This is a genomic window from Cognaticolwellia aestuarii (genome assembly GCF_002000025.1).
Taxonomy (GTDB): domain Bacteria; phylum Pseudomonadota; class Gammaproteobacteria; order Enterobacterales; family Alteromonadaceae; genus Cognaticolwellia; species Cognaticolwellia aestuarii.
Map to the genome: position 1 here is coordinate 39,821 of NZ_MUZV01000001.1, position 18,426 is coordinate 58,246.

Sequence of the window (18,426 nt, forward strand, 5' to 3'; positions counted from 1 at the left end):
TCACTTGACGAATAAAGGTTTAAACGAACATACACGGCAAGTGAGTTAAGGCTTAATGAAGCACTATATTTTTAAACGATAACGCCCCTTTCTATCAGGCTTACCTAAAAAGCTTAACACTTCTCGTAATTGCTCAGGAAATTTTTCTCCTGGGGTTAAATACCCATTACCAGCAAAGCGGCCGCCTTGCTTTAATTGTGCGCGATAGCTTAAACCTAAGTCATTATTAGGCGCTATTTCGGCAATTAATTCGCCTTTTTCACAGCTTAGCGCCGCCGAAAGGTTCCCTAACTTAACTTTTTCATCAAATGCTGAAACAGCAGCAGAGCGCCATGCAACATCGCCTTGTAATTCACCACAAATAGGTGCTCCCATCACAAAATGGCTAACATTAAGTGTTAACTGTTCATGAGCAATAATATCTATCGGCAAATTGAGGCGTGCTGCAACGGTATTAGCAGCAAGTGAAACTCTCGCATCATTAATGCTTATATCAGAGCGTAAACCGCTGATGGTTAATTGTCCTTCAGGACCATTAATGAGGGGGTCTCCAAAAGTAACATTAAGTTTAGGATCTAACATCAGTACAGAGACTAGTGACAAATGACTCTTCACCTGATTAATCACCACACCATCAACCATGACTTGTTTGACACTGGCATGCCAGATGGTACCTTCTACCGGCGTTATCGAGACATTAGTCGGTAATTTAATTTGTGCCATTAACCAACTTGCCGGCATTAACGCAATCACAAACACACTATAAAGCACAAAAAAAGTGGCTATGTATGCAAACGTCTTTTTCATTAACTCTTTCCTAACTGTAATCGACGAACACGTACTACGCCTTGCTCATCCGCTAAACTCAAATCAATATTCTTCACACGTAAGCCTTCTCTGCTGGCTAATTGCTCTAACCAAGTTAATAACTGATTAAACGATATTTCATCAATCCAAACTTGCAAATCGTCAGCCTGAGGCTGCATGCGAGTAATAATGATGTCGTTCTGCCTTGAAGTACGGTTAACGATACTCGATAAGCTTGCACCACTACGGCTACCGTTGGTTAATTTTGCTTGCTTATAGCGCTTAGTATTGTCTTCAACCCAAGACAATAAAGCCTGTTGGCGTTCAATTTTTAACTTACTACTGGCAATATTTTCATTCAATGGTTGCCAAATTAGCCCGTACAAAATAAAGACACTAATAGCTGCTGCCATCGCCATAATTAAACGCTGTTCACGAAGGTTTAACTGTTGCCACCAAGTTTTCATGAGCGCCCCTTAGCTGATGTATCGGTGATGCTGAACGAGCCAGAAATTTGTTCACCTTGATTGTTTTGTGCACCCAAATTCACGGTTAAGCCTGCTTTCTCAAGTGCTACCTTTAACTTTTCGAAATACTGATAATCTTTAGCAACTGTTTGCATACGAACTTCTTGGCGCTTGCCGTCAAACTTCAGCGTTTGTGGCTTTATTTCTGGCACACTTGCTAAGGCCGGCTCTAATTTAACTAATAGCGGTAAGAAACCTGCAGACGCTTCGCTATCACCAACTTCAGCTAATTTTTGTCGTAGTAGTGAACGAATAGTGGATATTTTAACTCGTTTAGCTGCCGGAAATGCACTTTTGTAATTAGCAATGATGTCTTCTTCAATAGTCAGCTGATGCTGAGATAGTTGATAAAATTCAATTCCTTTAAGGGTAAAGTTAAGCAACAATGCGCAGCAAGCAATACCAGCCACCCATAACCAACTTGTGCTCGTTGCTGAACGCTTTTCTTTGACTTGAAATTCACCTTGTAACAGGTTGAACTTTTTTGAGTGATGATCGGCTAAAATAGCAAGTGGCAGTTCTTCCGGTAAATATTCAACATTTAGCTCTGCCGGTACCTGTGACAAAAATGAATACGCTAATATTGAATGTTCATTGTCATTGCTAGTATTAATCTGCTTAGCAACTATAGGCCAAGCATTGTCTTCAAATGCCATGACTTGCCAAGCAGAAAGCCTTAATAACACTTGCTCTCCAAGCATTACAGCATGACAATTTTCATTATCGTTAGGCAGTGCTAACGCATCTGGAATGATGACCTTACAGAAAATATCCGCGTCAGCTAACCATTGTTGCCACTGTATTAATTGTTGGCGCTCAAGTGCAGCTAAAAAGCAGTTATGTCCCTGTTCATTTTGCTTGAGATCACTAAAAGCAAAAAACAGTTGCTCGACATCTTGAGCTAACTCTTCTTCTAGCATGTATGGTGCTGCTAAACGAATTGCTCGTTGCGACGAGCCCGGCACCGTTAAGCTTTTGATCGCGACATCACTGGCCGGAACAAATGTCACAACGTCTCTCGATAACGACTTTTCAGCTAACTGCGCTAGCGCTTTTGCATTAGGTAACTCACCACTTGCAATAATCTCTTCTTGTCCGTTAGTTTTAATCAACCAATGAATTTTATTCCCAGCTTGGCTGCCTAAACGGATAAATAACGTTTCACCCATTATTCTCGTCCTATGATGCGACTGATCACACTTATATTATTTTTATTTTCTACTTTCATAATGGTATTCAAAGCGAAATAACTATTATTAAAACTTGCTGTTGTTTTGAGTTTAAAATACTCACTTTTAACCGTAAATTGTTGCTGTTTTTCTGGTGGAATTTTCGCTTTAGTTAACTCAGGCAAAGCAAAAAAATCAGCCACACTACTGAAGCCCTCTTCCTCACGGGCAGACAAAGCTTGCACCGCATCATTTTGACTGATCCCTAACATGGCAACAAGTATTTCAGGTTTGTCTTGTGCAATGGTATTGATGTTAACCTTATTTAGGTTGTTATTGGGTAACACACAAGCATAGTCTTTGAGTTTATTGATCACCGCAATACTAAAGTGCTCAATAACTCTTAACTCACCTAAACTTGCTAAGTAATTATTAGCCGCTAAATATGGAAATTCTTTCGCAGCATAATCACTATCTTCGGCACCACCAGAACTAGAGATACTGCTATTAGCATCAAGCCAATCAGTTAAGGCATCCGCCATATATTCTGCTTCAAAGTTACCAACACCTTCAATACTTAATGCGATGAGTAACTCTTCAAAAGCAAGCCTCGCAGGAGATTTTCCCTTACTGGTATTGTCAACACCGCTAGTATCAGTATTATCATCATCGGCACGTAAAGCATTTAGGTTAAAGCAACTGTGTAAATCAGTTATTTCACCAGTTATTTGGCCAAAGTCGACAGGAAAAGTATTTTCTCCTTGTGCCCACATCTGTCCCAAATGTGTAACCTCTTCATTCTCTGTAAATGATTGAGTTAAAATGCGTTTTGCAAAGGCTTCAGCGCCCATAGCATACCAATAAGCCTGCTGATTTGAAGCCAAATTACTGGTACGTTGCATTTGCAACTGCAAGCGCGCTGTCATTTGTGTAGCTAAAGTAGCAATTAACGCCACAATAAGCATAACAGTAATTAGCGCTACACCTTTAGATGAATATTTAGTACTAAGGCGGTTACTCACGATCACTTTCCTTTTCTTGCAGACCATCACCTGCTACGAGAAATTGACGGCGAATAATGCCATAATCTGTGGTCTCTAACTCAATGGCAATAGCCATCGGCATGGTATTTTCTGCTAAGGTTTTCTGCCACTTTTTACCATCATAAAATTCAAAATCTAATTTTTCAACTTGTGAAATCAAGGGCCTTACTTTTGGCTCTTCCCCCAAAACAGCATCGACAAAATTAAAATGCACACGCTCGAGAGTATTATCGTTCAATTGGTAAGCCACTGACTGCATATCACTGCGCGGTAGCAATAAACCGGGGTTAGTCCAACCATGACGAACAAAAGCAATGGCTTGTTCAGTGCTAGAATAACTGTCGTTATCTGTATGCAAAAAGCCTTCTTGTGGAGCTTCACCATTTAGCCGTATGCTGCGACGCGCAATTTGCAACATATCACGTTCAATCATTAAAAAACCACGTTGTAATTCATTCACCCTGTCCGTGCGCTCTTTAGTGACAGTGTCGCTATTTAATACGGTTTCAAAAATACTAAAGCTTGCCATACTAATCACGGCAAATATTGCAATAGCAATTAAAACTTCTAACAGGGTAAAGCCTTGTGTATTACGGCATGCAATACCTTGTTTCTGCTGATAAGAGGCGATGTTAGTGCAAAGAGGCTTCATTGATTGGTCTTCGCAACATAAGTCATTAGGCTGCTTAAAGCTGAAGTTTCTTTCTCGTTTAGTCGTACTTCCATAACAATAGCGCGCATATCTTTGTCGGTAGTTTTAACAACTTTTTGCTGCCAAAACCATTCTTGACCGGCTAGCTCAACCTTACCTTTTTTATTGTTTTTTGGTGGCCATGCGGTATCTAACGTTACCTCTACAAGCTGATTTGATGCGACCCAGTTAGCAATAATTTTGCTCTCTAAATACCCCAAATTACGAGCATTCGTGTCAGCCGTACCTAAAATCGCAATACCTGCAATTGAAAAAACAGCCATGGCTAACATCACTTCAAGTAAAGTGAAGCCTTGTTGCCACTTTTTAACAAGACGATTAACGTGAGCTGTCATTAGCTATTGGCCCTTCTATCGTTAATGGTGTGCTATAAATACCAGACACGATAAAACTGACGTTGTCATCATCGTCAAATGTAAACTCAGCAAAAGAAAACGTTAAACTAAAAGGCGTTATGTCGCCACCCGAGAGAATGTAAACTTGTGGGGTAATTTTCTTTTCTTCGTCCTCTTCAGTAAAACTGTCATCTTCCTCTTCAATGATGAGCAGTGATGAATCAAATAATTGAGGCTCCTCGATAGGCAAATCATCAAGTTGCAGGCTAATTTCAACATTATCAGGTAACGTAAACTCTTCAAATAACGGGTTGTCTGCAATAGGTGACCATTGCACACCATCGTAGCCTAAAAATTGATAAGTATTTTCTTTTACAAACAAGCCTAACTCTACATTGTTAAGTAGGCCATACTCGGCCGCTACGTCAAAAATGCCCGCAAAGCGGGCACTGTTTTGTTGTAGTATTTGCTCTGGTTTACTACTGGAAAAGGTAAATTGTACCGCAGAAATCATCACGCCAACTAAGACAATGACTAACATGACTTCTATTAATGTAAAGCCTTGTTGCGAACATTGCCTTGTTCTTGTTGAACAAACAGTATTAAGTTGCATAATTAACAAATAATCAAATTGTTAAAGATTATTGAAAATCTCCTAAGTTCCAGTTACCGATATCATCATCAGTGCCAGGTTCACCATCAGGCCCCATAGAAAATATATCCATACTGCCATGCTCACCTGGATTTAATAACTGATACTCTTTACCCCATGGGTCGTTAGGTAAACGCTTTACATAACCACCTTCAGGAAAACGACGTGGTGCTGGTTCAATATCAGTTTCAGTCACCAGTGCTTCGAGTCCTTGCTCAGTACTCGGGTATTTATAGTTATCCATTTTGTACATACTCAAAGAAGTTTCTAGCGCGTTAATGTCTGAAACTGCCTTTTGTACATTTGCTCGCTCTTGACTGCCCATCAAGTTTGGCACCACCATACTGGCTAAAATACCTAAAATAACAATAACAACCATCATTTCTAACAAGGTAAAACCACGAACATTTTTTACTGCTTTCATTTCTAACTTCCTATTAACGTATTTAACTGAAGAATTGGCTGTAAAATAGCCATAACGATAAATAATACAATACCTGCCATCACCACCATTAATGCAGGCTCAAACGCTTTTAATGAGATGTTGACGATAGCTTCAAAATCTCGGTCTTGGTTATCTGCTGCACGACCTAACATATGTTCGAGCTGGCCACTTTTTTCGCCGCTGGCAATCATATGTAACATCATCGGTGGGAACAGCTTAGTTTGTTCTAACGATACTCGTAAACTCGCTCCCTCTCTCACTTTATCAGCGGCCTCTTTAACACTTTGCTTGATATATAAGTTATCAAGCACTTCCCCTGAGATTTTCATACTCTCTAAAAGAGGAACGGCACTTGCGGTTAAAATGCTCAATGTCCGTGCAAATCTTGCGGTATTAACACTCTTTGCCACTTTGCCAATACCCGGTAAGTTAAGAAAACGTTGATGGTATGCAAACCTAAAACGTTCTTTTTTCAATAACTGTGACCAAAGTAACATCAATGCAGCAAAAATGAGTACGATGCCTAAACCATATTCACGTAGAAAATCACTACTGGCAATTAAAAATTGAGTTGTACCTGGTAAGTTAGCGCCCATATGCTCGAATTGCCCAACAATTTTCGGCACAACCGCTGTTAACAAAATAGCAATAACCCCGGTAGCAACGATAGTCATGATAATAGGGTAAACTAATGCCTGTATTAACTGTGACCTTAGTTGTTCTCGTTGCTCTGTATAATCAGCAAGTCGATCCAATACTTTATCAAGATGTCCTGATTTTTCGCCAGCAGCCACCATGGCACGAAATAAACGGTTAAATACTTGTGGGAATTCAGCCATACTTTCAGCTAAACCATAGCCTTCGGTAACTTTGGTGCGCACCGCCATTACCATACTTTTTAAACTATTTTTATCACACTGCTCACCAACGGCCATCAAAGACTCTTCTATTGGCAAGCCCGATTCAACTAAAGTTGAAAGCTGACGTGTAATAAGTGCCAATTCTGCCGCTGATATTTTTTTTCCGCCTGCAAATAATGACTTTTTATTTTTTTGTTTATTTTTTTGTAAGCACGGCGTGACTTCGATTGGCATTAAACCTTGTTCACGTAATAAGTTACGAACATGTCTAGGCGTATCGCCTTCGATAACCCCTTTTTTGTTTTTTCCTCGGCTGTCTACTGCCTGATAATCAAATGCTGCCATAATTTACAATGTAGTCTTCACTTAGTTTTAGAAACTGCTAGCTTGTCATAACGACCGAAGTCTTAGAAAGCTAAGTCGCGCTAAAAATCAACTATTTATCCTAATTAGTCTTCACGTGTAACACGTAATACTTCTTCAATAGTGGTTTCGCCACGCATAACTTTATCAAAGCCATCACGACGAATACTTGGCGTGGACTTTCGAATGAACTTTTCAATAACTTGCTCACCTTTACCGTTATGAATAAGCTCACGAACTTTATCATCAACGACAATCAGTTCATGAATACCGGTTCGACCTCGATAACCTTTAAAGTTGCACTCTTCACAACCCACAGCCCTAAAAATAGGCGCAGTATCATCATCACTCAGTTGCAATAATTTACGTTCTTCTGCTGTTGTAGGACAGCATTCTCGACAATGTGGACATAGCGTACGCACTAAGCGCTGCGCCAATACACCTAATAAACTTGACGACAATAAGAAAGGCTCAACACCCATGTCTTCCATTCGGGTAATAGCACCAGCGGCTGTATTAGTGTGTAGCGTCGACAAAACTAAATGCCCAGTTAAACTGGCTTGAACACCAATTTGAGCCGTTTCTAAATCACGAATTTCCCCGACCATCACCACATCAGGATCTTGACGTAGTATCGCGCGTAAACCTCGGGCAAAGGTCATATCTACTTTAGTATTAACTTGTGTTTGTCCAATACCTTCAATGGCGTACTCTATAGGGTCTTCAACCGTCAGAATATTACGTTCTTTACTATCAATTTGACTTAACCCAGCATACAAAGTGGTACTTTTACCTGAGCCTGTTGGCCCTGTAACGAGTATAATGCCATGTGGCTTTTCGATTAGCTCAGAAAAACGAGCTCGGTTGCCATCAGTCATCCCTAAATCTTGTAAGTCTAGGCGTGTCGAGTTTTTATCAAGTAAACGCAAAACTACACGTTCGCCATGGCCTGTTGGCATAGTTGAGACACGAACATCAACCGCCCGACCAGCGATTCTTAAAGAAATACGACCATCTTGTGGAATACGTTTTTCAGCAATATCAAGTTTGGCCATAACTTTAATACGTGATACGAGTAAGGACGCTAATTTCCGATTAGGCTTTAATACCTCCCGTAGAACACCATCGACACGAAAACGAATTTGTAATGCTTGTTCAAAAGTTTCGATATGAATATCTGAAGCATTTTCTTTTATTGCCTCACTCAGCATGGCGTTAATTAATTTGATAATCGGCGCGTCATCTTCGTTTTCGAGCAAGTCTTCTGTTTCAGTCATTTCATCAGCAAGCGAGTATAGATCTACTTCGTTACCAATATCTTCCATCATTTGTTGCGCTTCTGAAGAGTCACGCTGATAAGTAGTCGTCAACAACTGCTCAAACTCTTCTGGACTTTTTATACTGATGGTAAAAGGTGTTTTTAATACCCGACGCACTTCCAATAAAATATTGGCATTAAGCGTGTCGATACATACCAGACGTAATGCGCCATTATCGTTTTCTACTAATACGCTATGGCGCTTAGCAAAGCCAAAGGGAAGACGAAAGCGAATACCGTCATCGGTTAACATGTCACTTTCAGCTAGCATTGATGACTCATCTTCAATGCTAGTGGTTTCACTTGCAGCAACAAATGCTTGTGTTTGTGGGTCGATATCACTCATAGCTATTCATTTTCATCCGAAGACTTGCTTTCATCACGCTTTTGCATGTATTCATCAAATGAAGGTGGCAATGATAATTCGTCATTCCATTTCGGCAATATAGGAAGTTTTTCATCCGACATTAACTCTAAGCCAGCTTCTTTCTTTTCAATTTCCAACGCTCGAATGAAGTTGTACTTTTCTTTACTGATATCATTCATCAGCTTACCATCACGCACAATGGTAGGTCGTAAAAACACCATTAAATTACGCTTACGTTTGGTATTACTCGTTGACTTGAATAAGTGACCAAGCAGTGGAATATCGCCTAGCAACGGTACTTTTTGCACACTTTCTTGCACATCTTCATCAATCAAGCCACCTAAAATAACCGTAGCGCCATCATCCGCCATGACTGTGGTTTTAATTTCACGCTTATTAATTGAGATATCAACACCGGTTGCACCGCTAACCGAGGAGACCTCTTGTTCAATAGTTAACTGTACGCCACTACCTTCATTAATTTGCGGTGTTACTTTTAATTTAATACCAATTTCTTGACGTTCAACAGTTTGAAATGGATTAGTATTATTACTGCCTGTTTGTGAGCCAGTGATGATTGGCACTTCCTGACCAACAATAAAGTAAGCTTCTTCGTTGTCCAAGGTTGTAATACTTGGGGTAGATAGTAAGTTGGAGTTAGTGTCAGAACTTACTGCTTCAATGATTGCGCCCCAATCGTTTTTCACAATACCAAACAATGTGCCACTGACTGACCCTAATACTTGGGCAGCCAAAGTATAATCACCTTCTGTATCATTTTTTCTATAACCAGCGGTAATTAACTCTCCAGTATCTGCAGCCCTGACTTCAGGTACCCATTCACCTTGTATCGTTTTGGCAGCTTCACCAGCTGCTGCAATAGAACTAATAGGCGTAACACCATTGGTAAATTGTGACATAGCACCTGATTCGTGATACCACTGCACACCTAAATTAACACCGTCGCCCTCGAAAACTTCTACAATAATGGCTTCAATAAGTACTTGTGCACGACGAATATCCAATTGACGAATAACCGCTTCAAGTGAGCGCAACATGTCAGGTTGGGCAGTAATCACCAATGTATTGGTGTCTTCATGGGCATCTATACTAACATTACGGCTTTGGTTTTTTCTTGATGAGGTCTTTGCACCCGCGGCGTCAGCTTCAATAGATTCACTTACCCCTTGTAGTACTTTAACCATATCTTCTGATTTTGCGTATTTAAGGTGATAAACACGCGTATTACCGTTGGTTTCTAATTCACTATCTAATCTTGACACTAATCTTGCGACACGTTCTCGAGCTTTTACTTCGCCACTAACAATGACACTATTAGTTCGCTCGTCAGCAACAATTTTAGGAATAAGAAAGGTTGGCGTACCAGAGCCTTTACCTTGGCTTGATTTATTCATTGCTTCGATAATACGAACCATTTCACCGGCGGAGGCATATTTCAGGCTAATGATTTGTACATCTTGGTCACCCGCTTTATCAACTCGCTCAATAATTTGTACTAAACGATTAACCACTGCAGCTGTACCCGTTAGCATAATCACGTTAGCAGGGTCGTAATTAACCACATTACCACCGCCAGCTTGATCTGATAATTGACGTAATAGCGGTGTTAACTCACGTACAGTAACATTTTTAACTTCAACAACACGGGTAACCATTTCATCGCCCGCGCCAGGGTTTTCATTGCCAACGACAGGAATTGAAGAGGTTTTTGCATCTTTATTACGAATAATTTTGACAACATTATTTTCCATTTCAACAGCGGAAAAACCATAAACCTCTAATACATTGAGGAAGAATTGGTAATATTGTTTTTCGGTCAGTAGATCATAACTACGGACATTGACTTTACCACGTACGTTGGGATCAACGATCATAGTCTTTTTTAAATTTTTACCGACAATATTAATAAATTCAGCAATTTCTGTGCCCTTGAAATTAGGTGAGTATTCAGCGGCATTTATATTTGTAGAGAGTAAAACACTATTAAGTAAAACTGCTGTAACAACCCCGGTAAGGCTACGCTTATACCAAGGTGCGCTTAATAATTTGCGCATGTATTCTTCCTTTTATTCTAATTATCTATACTGAAAAGTATTTCTGTCATGTCACCATTACGGTCAAGTAATAGTGAAACATCGCGTTGTTCTTTTAAAGATTTAAGCGCTTGTGCTGCTTCTATTGGAGCGGTTAAATCAAAGCCATTCATTTGTACTGCAACATCACCAGGCTTAAGACCAGCGTTCTGGAAAAAAGTTGGATCTTTTCCTGGCATTATTCGGTATCCAGAAATTTTTCCATTATCTCGCTTGGGTGAAATCTTTAAATAGTCGGTAATTTTCCCCGGGTCGTTATTCAGCTCTTGTTGTAGTGACTTGGTTGCTTTTGTTAACGCTTTATTATTTCGTTGGTCAACAACATTGGCAGCAGATGGTTTGTCACGAGAAACTTTCGTGGGCTGTGGCTTAGTTCGACGGCTATTTGAAATAACAGGCTTAACATTTTTATCAAAAACTAAGCCTTCAAACATAAGGGTTTCTAAACGTCCTGATACTTTTAACAAAACACGATCATTAAAAACATTTTCAAGGACAGCACGTGTGCCTTTAATATTTTCACCTACACTGTAGGTCTCTTGTTTGCCAGAGCTTTCAATAATAGCACCCGCTGTTGCCTTATCATTACTAGCAACAACACCGGTCAAGGTCAGTTTTAAACGTGTTTCGGGAGCATCCTCTATGACGACCTCTTCAATCCTTTCAACTTTATTTTGCGAAAATGCGCCAAAAAGATTCAATGATTTAATGGCTTGCACACTAACTTCTTTTTTCGGTGCTGAAGATATTGATGGAGACGTTGCTAACTTCAAGCCTGAATTATAGTTAGGCTCCGTTAACCCAAGCCAGGTTAACTGCGCAAATAAATAGGCAATATAGCTTAATAGCAATAAAATAATTACCTGAGTAATTTTTCGTTGAGGAAGCTTAGATAACTGTTCAAGCATGCTTGATAGATTGTTCGATAATGACATTTTTTATAATTTTTTTATTATCTGGAAATTTCAATTCTCTTTGATGATACTTGACCTAACGCTCAGCAACAAGACGTCATATTATTTTTTAACAAAAATTAGTTAATAAAGTGTAAACAAATGCAATCTGGCTAGCGTAAACATTGCCGTTATGTTAACTTTCGGCAATTTTAAAAGCGCCTCTATAGAGTATAAACATTACAATGGCTAAACCTAACGTTAATGATACTGAAATCAATCAATCTACCCGCTTAGACAAATGGCTGTGGGCTGCTCGATTTTATAAAACACGGGCAATTGCAAAACAAATGATCGATGGCGGCAAAGTATTTTATAATGGTCAACGCAGTAAGTCTGGTAAGGCAGTTGCTATAGGTGATCGCATAACCGTTAGGCAAGGTTTTGAAGAAAAACAAGTCACGGTTATCGCCTTAGCTGATAGGCGCAGAGATGCCACTTTTGCGCAAACGCTTTATCAAGAAACTCAAGCAAGCATTGAAACTCGTGAAAAAAACAGCTTAGCTCGTCAACAGGGTATTTTATTGAGCCCAGCCAGTGACAGTAAGCCCGACAAGAAACAACGCCGACAAATTCGGCATTTAAAAGAAAGGATATAAATAGTGACAATGCAAACTGATATCTTAAATCGATACTTATTTGATAACTTACATGCGAGAGGTGAATTGGTTAACTTAAGCCAAACCTTTCAGGAAATTGTTGCTCCGCACAACTATCCTTCAGGCGTAAAAAACTTATTAGGTGAATTAATTGCTGCAACTTGTTTACTGACTGCAACCTTAAAGTTTGAAGGGGAAATTGCCGTTCAACTACAAGGTGATGGTCCTATAGGTTACATGGCTGTTAATGGTAATAACTTACAAGAAATGCGTGGTATTGCACGTATGAGCAGTGAAACCGATGCAACAAGCCTCCAAGATTTAATTGGCAAAGGTAATATGGTTATTACTATTCGTCCAAAAAATGGTGAGCCTTATCAAGGTGTCGTGGCACTTGAAGAAGAAACGTTAGCAGAATGCCTAGCACACTACTTTGAAGTTTCTGAACAAATCCCAACAAAAATTTGGCTTTTTACCGACGAAAATACATCTCAAATAGCAGGAACATTGATTCAATTGTTACCAGATGCCGGTGATAAGGCGCAACAAGAAGCGGACTTTGCTCACCTTTGTCAATTAACAAATACTATTAAATCAGATGAAATATTTTCTGTTGACAGCCAAGAGCTACTATACAGATTATATCATCAAGAAGAAGTTAGACTATTTGAGCCACAAGCTATTAGCTACAAATGCAGCTGTTCAGAGGAAAAGTGTTTAAATGCAATTTCTCAAATTGAACCAAGCGAACTTGACAATATTATTGTCGAACAAGGCAGTGTCTCAATGACTTGTGATTATTGTTTGACCACCTATCAATTCAAACGCCCTCAACTCGAACAGTTTATCAACGATAGTAAACATTAAATTCATTGCTATTTTAGGCTTGTGACTACTACCGCAAGCCTACTAATTTTTCACCTCAATATATTTTAATCACCCTCCTCAGAAGTTAATCATTTTTTTCAATCTGTTAACAACAAAAAATAATTTGATAACACAAATGTAATACTTGGCGATTATTCAAGCTTAAAAAGCGAAAATTGTTCATCTTGTAAACACTATTTTCCACTTTCAATGCTGAATGTAAAATTTAAGCAAAGCTAGGCCGACAAGTTATTTACATTATTTTTACATGTGCTATGTTTAAGCGTCGCATTTTTGCGTTTCTCGTATTATAAGATCAGTAAAATCGTTGAAAAACAGTTTTACTTAATAAAAAGTAATAATCAGCACAACTACTTGTGCACTTAGGGAGGTTCTTTGTGAATAACAAAGTAACAATTGCTGTTTCTACAGCACTATTATCAATGGCAACTATGCAGGCATCAGCTAGCACAGTGCCAACGCAATACTCGGCAGACGTATTAAAGTCAGTCGCACCAATATCAATTAACAAAGGTGGCACATTCAACCAGACACAAGCTAAAAAATTCCGTGTTGAAAAAGATTTAGCTGATGGTGTTTATACTTATATTGTTCGCCTTAAAGACCAACCAATTGCGACTTATGACGGCTCTGTTACTGGCTTAAGTGCAACGAACCCTCAAATAGCAAAAAAATCTCTTTTCTCTTCTTTAGCACGCAGTAACAAAAGCTCAAAAGAAATCAGAAAAGAATTACGCCTTGACTTAAAGTCAGCTGAAGCTGTGGCGTACAGCAATTATTTAGAAAGTAAGCAACAAGCATTCGTAAGTAAAGCAGCCAGCAAATTAGGTAGCAGCTTAGATGTTGCATACAAATATAAAAATGCCTTCAATGGTATGGCTGTTCGTTTAACACAACAAGAAGCTGAAGCATTATCGGCTTTAAGCGATGTTGCGTACATAGAACGCGAAAAAATGGAGCACATCGAAACCGATACAGGACCAATTCATGTTGGTGCTCATGAAGTTTGGCAAGGCGAAGGTCAAAGTGCAATAAACATGGGTGAAGGCGTTATTATCGGTGTAATCGATAGTGGTGTTAACTCAGATCATAGATCATTCGCAGATGTTGGCGATGACGGTTACGATCACACTAACCCATGGGGTGCTGGTGTTTACGTTGGTGACTGTGCCGGCGATTTCGCGTCAATGTGTAACGATAAGTTAATTGGTGTACGTTCATACGCAGCTGTTACTGATAACTACGATGATACAACAGTATTTGGTGATAACCCACCAGCCAAAAACGGTGAAGATTATGGCGGGCATGGCTCACATACAGCAAGTACTGCTGGCGGTAACATTCTTCTAAATGTACCTATGGTTGACCAAGAAATTGGTGAAGAACAAGGCGACGGTATTAACTCAACAGGTTTCGAGTTTGGACAAATCTCTGGCGTAGCGCCGCATGCAAATATTGTTGCATATCAGATTTGTAACCCAGGAAATAGTTCTTCAACTGGTCCTGGTGATACTTATAGCGGTTGTCCTGGTGCTGCAATTATTGCAGCATTAGATGATGCAGTTGCTGATGGTGTTGATGTTTTAAACTATTCAATTAGTGGTGGTGGTAACCCTTGGGCAAGCTCAACTGAACAGGGTTTCTTAGCAGCACAAGAAGCAGGTATTTTTGCTGCTGTTTCTGCTGGTAACAGCGGTCCGGAAGCACAAACAACGTCAAAAAATGCTCCTTGGTATACCGTTGTAGGCGCATCAACGCATGGTCGTGAAGTTGCTTTTGATAAAGAAGTAGGTAGCTTTACTGGTGGTGACACTGACTTAGCAAATATTGAAGGTAAAAGCGCATCAGGCGGTATTACAGCAAGTATCGTTTGGGCTGGTGACTACACTAACAGCAACGATCCAGATGGTGACCCTGCACAATGTTTACAGCCTTTCCCTGCTGGCACATTTGATGGTGAAATTGTTGTATGTGACCGTGGTGCTATTGCTCGAGTAACCAAAGCAGTTAACGCAGCTGCCGGTGGTGCTGGTGGCTTTGTACTAGGAAACATTACTGGCGGTTCTGATACTGTTGCGAATGACGTATATGTTGTACCAGGTATTCATATTAACGCTGAAAATGGTAACGCTTTACGCACTTGGTTAGCTTCTGGTTCAGACCATATGGCAACGATTACAGCTGCTGATGGTGAACTAAAAATTGGCCAAGCTGATGATATGGCAGATTTCTCATCGCGTGGTAGTAACGTTACTGTTCCTGACGTAATGACTCCGTCTGTTACAGCTCCTGGTGTATCTATTTATGCAGCATACTCAGATGAGCAATACGGTCATGACGTTCTAGGTACTGATCCTGCTGACTTTGCCTTTTTACAAGGTACTTCAATGTCAGCTCCTCATGTATCAGGCGCTGGTGCTATGCTGAAATCAGCACACCCTACTTGGACACCTGATAACATTCGTTCAGCATTAATGCTAACGGCTGTTACAGATGTTCGTAAAGAAGATGGTGTAACACCTGCTGACGTTTTTGATATGGGTTCTGGTAGTATTCGCGTGAACTTAGCGACCAAAACTGGCCTATTGATGAATGAAACAGCAGCCAACTATACTGCTGCAAACCCTGCTGAAGGCGGCGATCCTAAATCATTAAACATTCCTTCAGTTTCTAATGCTAACTGTGTTGGTTTATGTGATTGGACTCGTACAGTAACAGCTACAGCCGCTGGTACTTGGACTGTTGAAGGTACGGCTATCTCTGATGGCTTAGTGATCACAACAACACCAGCAACATTTACTCTTGCTGCCGGTGAGAGTCAAACGCTAGCAATCAGTGTTGACGCTTTACAAGCTGAAAGTGACGTTTGGTCATTTGGTCAAGTTGTTATGACTTCTGCTGAGCACCCTACAGCGAGAATTCCTGTTAGTGTTAAAGCATCAAATGGTAACATCCCTGATAAAATCACTTTTGAAGCAAATCGTAACCAAGATAGCGCATTAGTTAAAGATGTAATGGCTGTTGAGATTACTGATTTTACTAGCCGTTCATATGGTTTAACTAAAGCAACTAAAACTGAAGCAACATTGACAGTTGATAGTGCAAATGGCGCATTTTACGATGACGTAACTGATGGCGTAAATGTGACACTTCATACTGTTCCTGCTGATGCAAAACGCTTTGTAGCTGAAATCCTTGCTTCTGAATCTCCGGATTTAGATCTACGCGTAGGTTTAGATGCTAATGGTGATGGTATCCCGCAAGAAGATGAAGAAGTCGGTGTGAGTGCAACGGGTACAGCACTTGAGAAAATTGACTTAACATTGCCTGCTGCTGGTAGCTATTGGGTTGCAGTACAAAACTGGGCTGCTTCTGAAGAAGGTGCTGCAGATGCTTACACATTAGCAACTGCTGTTGTTGACAGTGAATTAGCTGATAACTTGTCTGTTGAAGCTGATTCAGCGATTCCTTCATTAACTGAATTTGACTTAACAGTTAAATGGTCACTTGATGGCGGTATGACAGGTGATATGTACTACGGTGCTGTTGACATAGGTACAAGTGCTGAAAGTGCTGGCAACTTAGGACTTGTTACCGTTGATCTCGTACGTGGAATGGATGATGTATCTATTTCAAGTAATGCAAACGCTTATATGGAACGTCAAGACCGTGTAGATTATGCAGTTACTGTACAACCGAAAACTACGCCGGGTGATCGTACTTATACTGTTAAAGCAACAATACCTGCAGGCATGACACTTGATGAAGAGTCTGTTACTGGTGATGCTGTAATTGATGGCAATGACATTACTTGGACTGTTGTACAAGAGTCACTATTTGGTGCAGCTCCTTACTACACTAAATCATCTAATGTTGAAGATGCTACATGTGGCGTTCCATTTGGTGAAGGTACTTACATAGATCTAGCTGGTTTTGGTATCGCCCCTGGTGCTTTTGAAGGTGATGGTGTTGAAGGTGTATTTGATGTACCTGCAAACTTCTTAGGTACATTGTATAGTTCTCTTACTGTTTCAGACGATGGTTTTATTTACTTTAGTGGTACACGTGGAACAACCCCTTGGGTTAACCAATTATTACCTAATGCTGACGATGCTAACAACTTAGTTGCTCCATTCTGGCGCGACATGCAAATTGTTTCATCTGCTACCTCAGGTGTATCTGTAGCAACTGCTGGTGCAGGCACTACAATTATCGAATTTGATGATATGAGACATTATGAATTCCATAATGGCGATGCTACCATTTCTGATTCTGTCGATTTTGAAGTAGTATTTGACAATACAACAGGTAACTTCGCATTTGCCTACGACAACGTTTCACATGTTGTTGGAGCTGCCTTAGGCCTGACTGTTGGTCTTGAAAATGCTACTGGTACTGTTGGCAACACTGACGTATACGCACCTGCACCTTATGATGGTGCTGAAGCAGGCTCTGTTGGCGCTGTAACAGATATTCAATCAGGTTTAGTTATTTGTTACACACTAACAGCACCTGTTGTTGAATCTACAGTGTTTAATTTCTCAGCTGAAATATCAGATGATTTTGCGGGTGGTCCAACAACAGTTGTTCTTACGCATAGCACAGATGATATGAACACTGAAGAAGTTGTAAATAACACAAGTGTTGCTATTCAAGTTGAAGGCGCTCCTACTGCAATGATTACCGGTAGCACATCAGTTACTGAGAAATCAAATGCTCAACTAAGTGCTGCTAGTTCATCAGATCCTAATGGTGATGAGCTAAGCTACACTTGGGTACAGTTAGCGGGTACTCCTGTGACTTTCAGTGCAAACTCTGAAACTATTAGTTTTGAAGCACCAAAAGTAGCAAAAGATGAAACTATCTCTTTCCAACTTACAGTAGACGACGGTAACGGCAACTCAGATACAGCTGTTGCTTCTGTATCAATCGTTAATGAGAAAGAAAGTGGTTCATTTGGTTGGTTAATGTTACTACTAACACCATTACTATTTACTCGTCGTAAAAAAGTATAAGGTGATCATATAGGTTGTTAACTTAAAGCCTATAACCGTAAAAGCCATCAACGTTATGTTGATGGCTTTTTTTTATCTTCAACGATAGGTGATGATGGGGTTACTCTTGCCTTAATTATTTAAGGTAAAAAGCTGAAATCACTATTACATCAGCACTGTAACCAGTCAATAACAGGCCATAAAAAGCCTTTAAGCTACTCTCATACCTTTTAATTAATAAACCCAGTATCAACTAGTTGAGACCTTGAAAGACGGCTAA

Annotated in this window: 15 protein-coding genes; 3 read left to right on the forward strand and 12 right to left on the reverse strand. The window is 40.0% G+C overall.

What is annotated here, in order from left to right; genetic code table 11:
• Nucleotides 1–63: 63 nt before the first annotated feature.
• The 12 genes from B0169_RS00195 to gspC form a co-directional block, all read right to left on the reverse strand.
• On the reverse strand, nt 64–807 hold the full coding sequence (locus B0169_RS00195) for a type II secretion system protein N (RefSeq protein ID WP_077283556.1): 744 nt from the start codon (nt 805–807) through the stop codon (nt 64–66).
• Nucleotides 807–1,274 carry a type II secretion system protein GspM gene (gene gspM / locus B0169_RS00200; RefSeq protein ID WP_077283558.1) on the reverse strand — a complete coding sequence of 156 codons (468 nt, stop codon included), beginning with the start codon at nt 1,272–1,274 and terminating at the stop codon, nt 807–809. The genes B0169_RS00195 and gspM overlap by 1 nt, the downstream gene beginning before the upstream one ends.
• Nucleotides 1,271–2,503, reverse strand: a complete 1,233-nt coding sequence (gene gspL, locus B0169_RS00205) for a type II secretion system protein GspL (RefSeq protein ID WP_077283560.1) — start codon at nt 2,501–2,503, stop codon at nt 1,271–1,273. The genes gspM and gspL overlap by 4 nt, the downstream gene beginning before the upstream one ends.
• On the reverse strand, nt 2,503–3,525 hold the full coding sequence (gspK, locus tag B0169_RS00210) for a type II secretion system minor pseudopilin GspK (protein WP_235838422.1): 1,023 nt from the start codon (nt 3,523–3,525) through the stop codon (nt 2,503–2,505). The genes gspL and gspK overlap by 1 nt, the downstream gene beginning before the upstream one ends.
• On the reverse strand, nt 3,518–4,198 hold the full coding sequence (gspJ, locus tag B0169_RS00215; protein ID WP_077283564.1) for a type II secretion system minor pseudopilin GspJ: 681 nt from the start codon (nt 4,196–4,198) through the stop codon (nt 3,518–3,520). The genes gspK and gspJ overlap by 8 nt, the downstream gene beginning before the upstream one ends.
• Entirely contained in the window at nt 4,195–4,593 is a 399-nt protein-coding gene (gspI, locus tag B0169_RS00220; protein WP_077283566.1) for a type II secretion system minor pseudopilin GspI, read from the reverse strand. The genes gspJ and gspI overlap by 4 nt, the downstream gene beginning before the upstream one ends.
• Nucleotides 4,577–5,206 carry a type II secretion system minor pseudopilin GspH gene (gspH, locus tag B0169_RS00225; RefSeq protein WP_077284503.1) on the reverse strand — a complete coding sequence of 210 codons (630 nt, stop codon included), beginning with the start codon at nt 5,204–5,206 and terminating at the stop codon, nt 4,577–4,579. The genes gspI and gspH overlap by 17 nt, the downstream gene beginning before the upstream one ends.
• A 28-nt stretch (nt 5,207–5,234) precedes the next feature.
• Nucleotides 5,235–5,669 carry a type II secretion system major pseudopilin GspG gene (gspG, locus tag B0169_RS00230; protein WP_077283570.1) on the reverse strand — a complete coding sequence of 145 codons (435 nt, stop codon included), beginning with the start codon at nt 5,667–5,669 and terminating at the stop codon, nt 5,235–5,237.
• Nucleotides 5,670–5,671: 2 nt separating this feature from the next.
• Entirely contained in the window at nt 5,672–6,895 is a 1,224-nt protein-coding gene (gspF, locus tag B0169_RS00235) for a type II secretion system inner membrane protein GspF (protein WP_077283571.1), read from the reverse strand.
• Nucleotides 6,896–6,999: 104 nt separating this feature from the next.
• A complete protein-coding gene (gspE, locus tag B0169_RS00240) occupies nt 7,000–8,502 on the reverse strand; it encodes a type II secretion system ATPase GspE (RefSeq protein WP_158077040.1) in 1,503 nt (500 codons plus the stop codon).
• 77 nt (nt 8,503–8,579) lie between these two features.
• On the reverse strand, nt 8,580–10,673 hold the full coding sequence (gspD, locus tag B0169_RS00245) for a type II secretion system secretin GspD (RefSeq protein WP_077283573.1): 2,094 nt from the start codon (nt 10,671–10,673) through the stop codon (nt 8,580–8,582).
• A 17-nt stretch (nt 10,674–10,690) separates the two neighbouring features.
• A complete protein-coding gene (gspC, locus tag B0169_RS00250; RefSeq protein ID WP_077283574.1) occupies nt 10,691–11,647 on the reverse strand; it encodes a type II secretion system protein GspC in 957 nt (318 codons plus the stop codon).
• Between the two features lie 203 nt (nt 11,648–11,850).
• Here gspC and B0169_RS00255 point away from each other — a divergent pair, with 203 nt between their 5' ends.
• The 3 genes from B0169_RS00255 to B0169_RS00265 all read left to right on the forward strand — a co-directional run bounded on the left by B0169_RS00255 (nt 11,851) and on the right by B0169_RS00265 (nt 18,167).
• Nucleotides 11,851–12,264 carry an RNA-binding S4 domain-containing protein gene (locus tag B0169_RS00255; protein ID WP_077283575.1) on the forward strand — a complete coding sequence of 138 codons (414 nt, stop codon included), beginning with the start codon at nt 11,851–11,853 and terminating at the stop codon, nt 12,262–12,264.
• Nucleotides 12,265–12,273: 9 nt separating this feature from the next.
• On the forward strand, nt 12,274–13,131 hold the full coding sequence (gene hslO, locus B0169_RS00260; protein ID WP_077283576.1) for an Hsp33 family molecular chaperone HslO: 858 nt from the start codon (nt 12,274–12,276) through the stop codon (nt 13,129–13,131).
• Nucleotides 13,132–13,529: 398 nt separating this feature from the next.
• Nucleotides 13,530–18,167 carry a S8 family peptidase gene (locus tag B0169_RS00265; RefSeq protein ID WP_077283577.1) on the forward strand — a complete coding sequence of 1,546 codons (4,638 nt, stop codon included), beginning with the start codon at nt 13,530–13,532 and terminating at the stop codon, nt 18,165–18,167.
• The last annotated feature ends 259 nt before the right edge of the window (nt 18,168–18,426 follow it).

Bases quoted from the DNA above. Each gene is read 5' to 3' on its own strand.
- gspD (WP_077283573.1), bottom strand. From the start codon at position 10,673: ATGCGCAAATTATTAAGCGCACCTTGGTATAAGCGTAGCCTTACCGGG.
- gspL (WP_077283560.1), bottom strand. From the start codon at position 2,503: ATGGGTGAAACGTTATTTATCCGTTTAGGCAGCCAAGCTGGGAATAAA.
- gspI (WP_077283566.1), bottom strand. From the start codon at position 4,593: ATGACAGCTCACGTTAATCGTCTTGTTAAAAAGTGGCAACAAGGCTTC.
- gspF (WP_077283571.1), bottom strand. From the start codon at position 6,895: ATGGCAGCATTTGATTATCAGGCAGTAGACAGCCGAGGAAAAAACAAA.
- gspJ (WP_077283564.1), bottom strand. From the start codon at position 4,198: ATGAAGCCTCTTTGCACTAACATCGCCTCTTATCAGCAGAAACAAGGT.
- gspC (WP_077283574.1), bottom strand. From the start codon at position 11,647: ATGTCATTATCGAACAATCTATCAAGCATGCTTGAACAGTTATCTAAG.
- B0169_RS00255 (WP_077283575.1), top strand. From the start codon at position 11,851: ATGGCTAAACCTAACGTTAATGATACTGAAATCAATCAATCTACCCGC.
- gspH (WP_077284503.1), bottom strand. From the start codon at position 5,206: ATGCAACTTAATACTGTTTGTTCAACAAGAACAAGGCAATGTTCGCAA.
- gspM (WP_077283558.1), bottom strand. From the start codon at position 1,274: ATGAAAACTTGGTGGCAACAGTTAAACCTTCGTGAACAGCGTTTAATT.
- gspG (WP_077283570.1), bottom strand. From the start codon at position 5,669: ATGAAAGCAGTAAAAAATGTTCGTGGTTTTACCTTGTTAGAAATGATG.
- B0169_RS00195 (WP_077283556.1), bottom strand. From the start codon at position 807: ATGAAAAAGACGTTTGCATACATAGCCACTTTTTTTGTGCTTTATAGT.
- gspE (WP_158077040.1), bottom strand. From the start codon at position 8,502: ATGCTAGCTGAAAGTGACATGTTAACCGATGACGGTATTCGCTTTCGT.
- hslO (WP_077283576.1), top strand. From the start codon at position 12,274: ATGCAAACTGATATCTTAAATCGATACTTATTTGATAACTTACATGCG.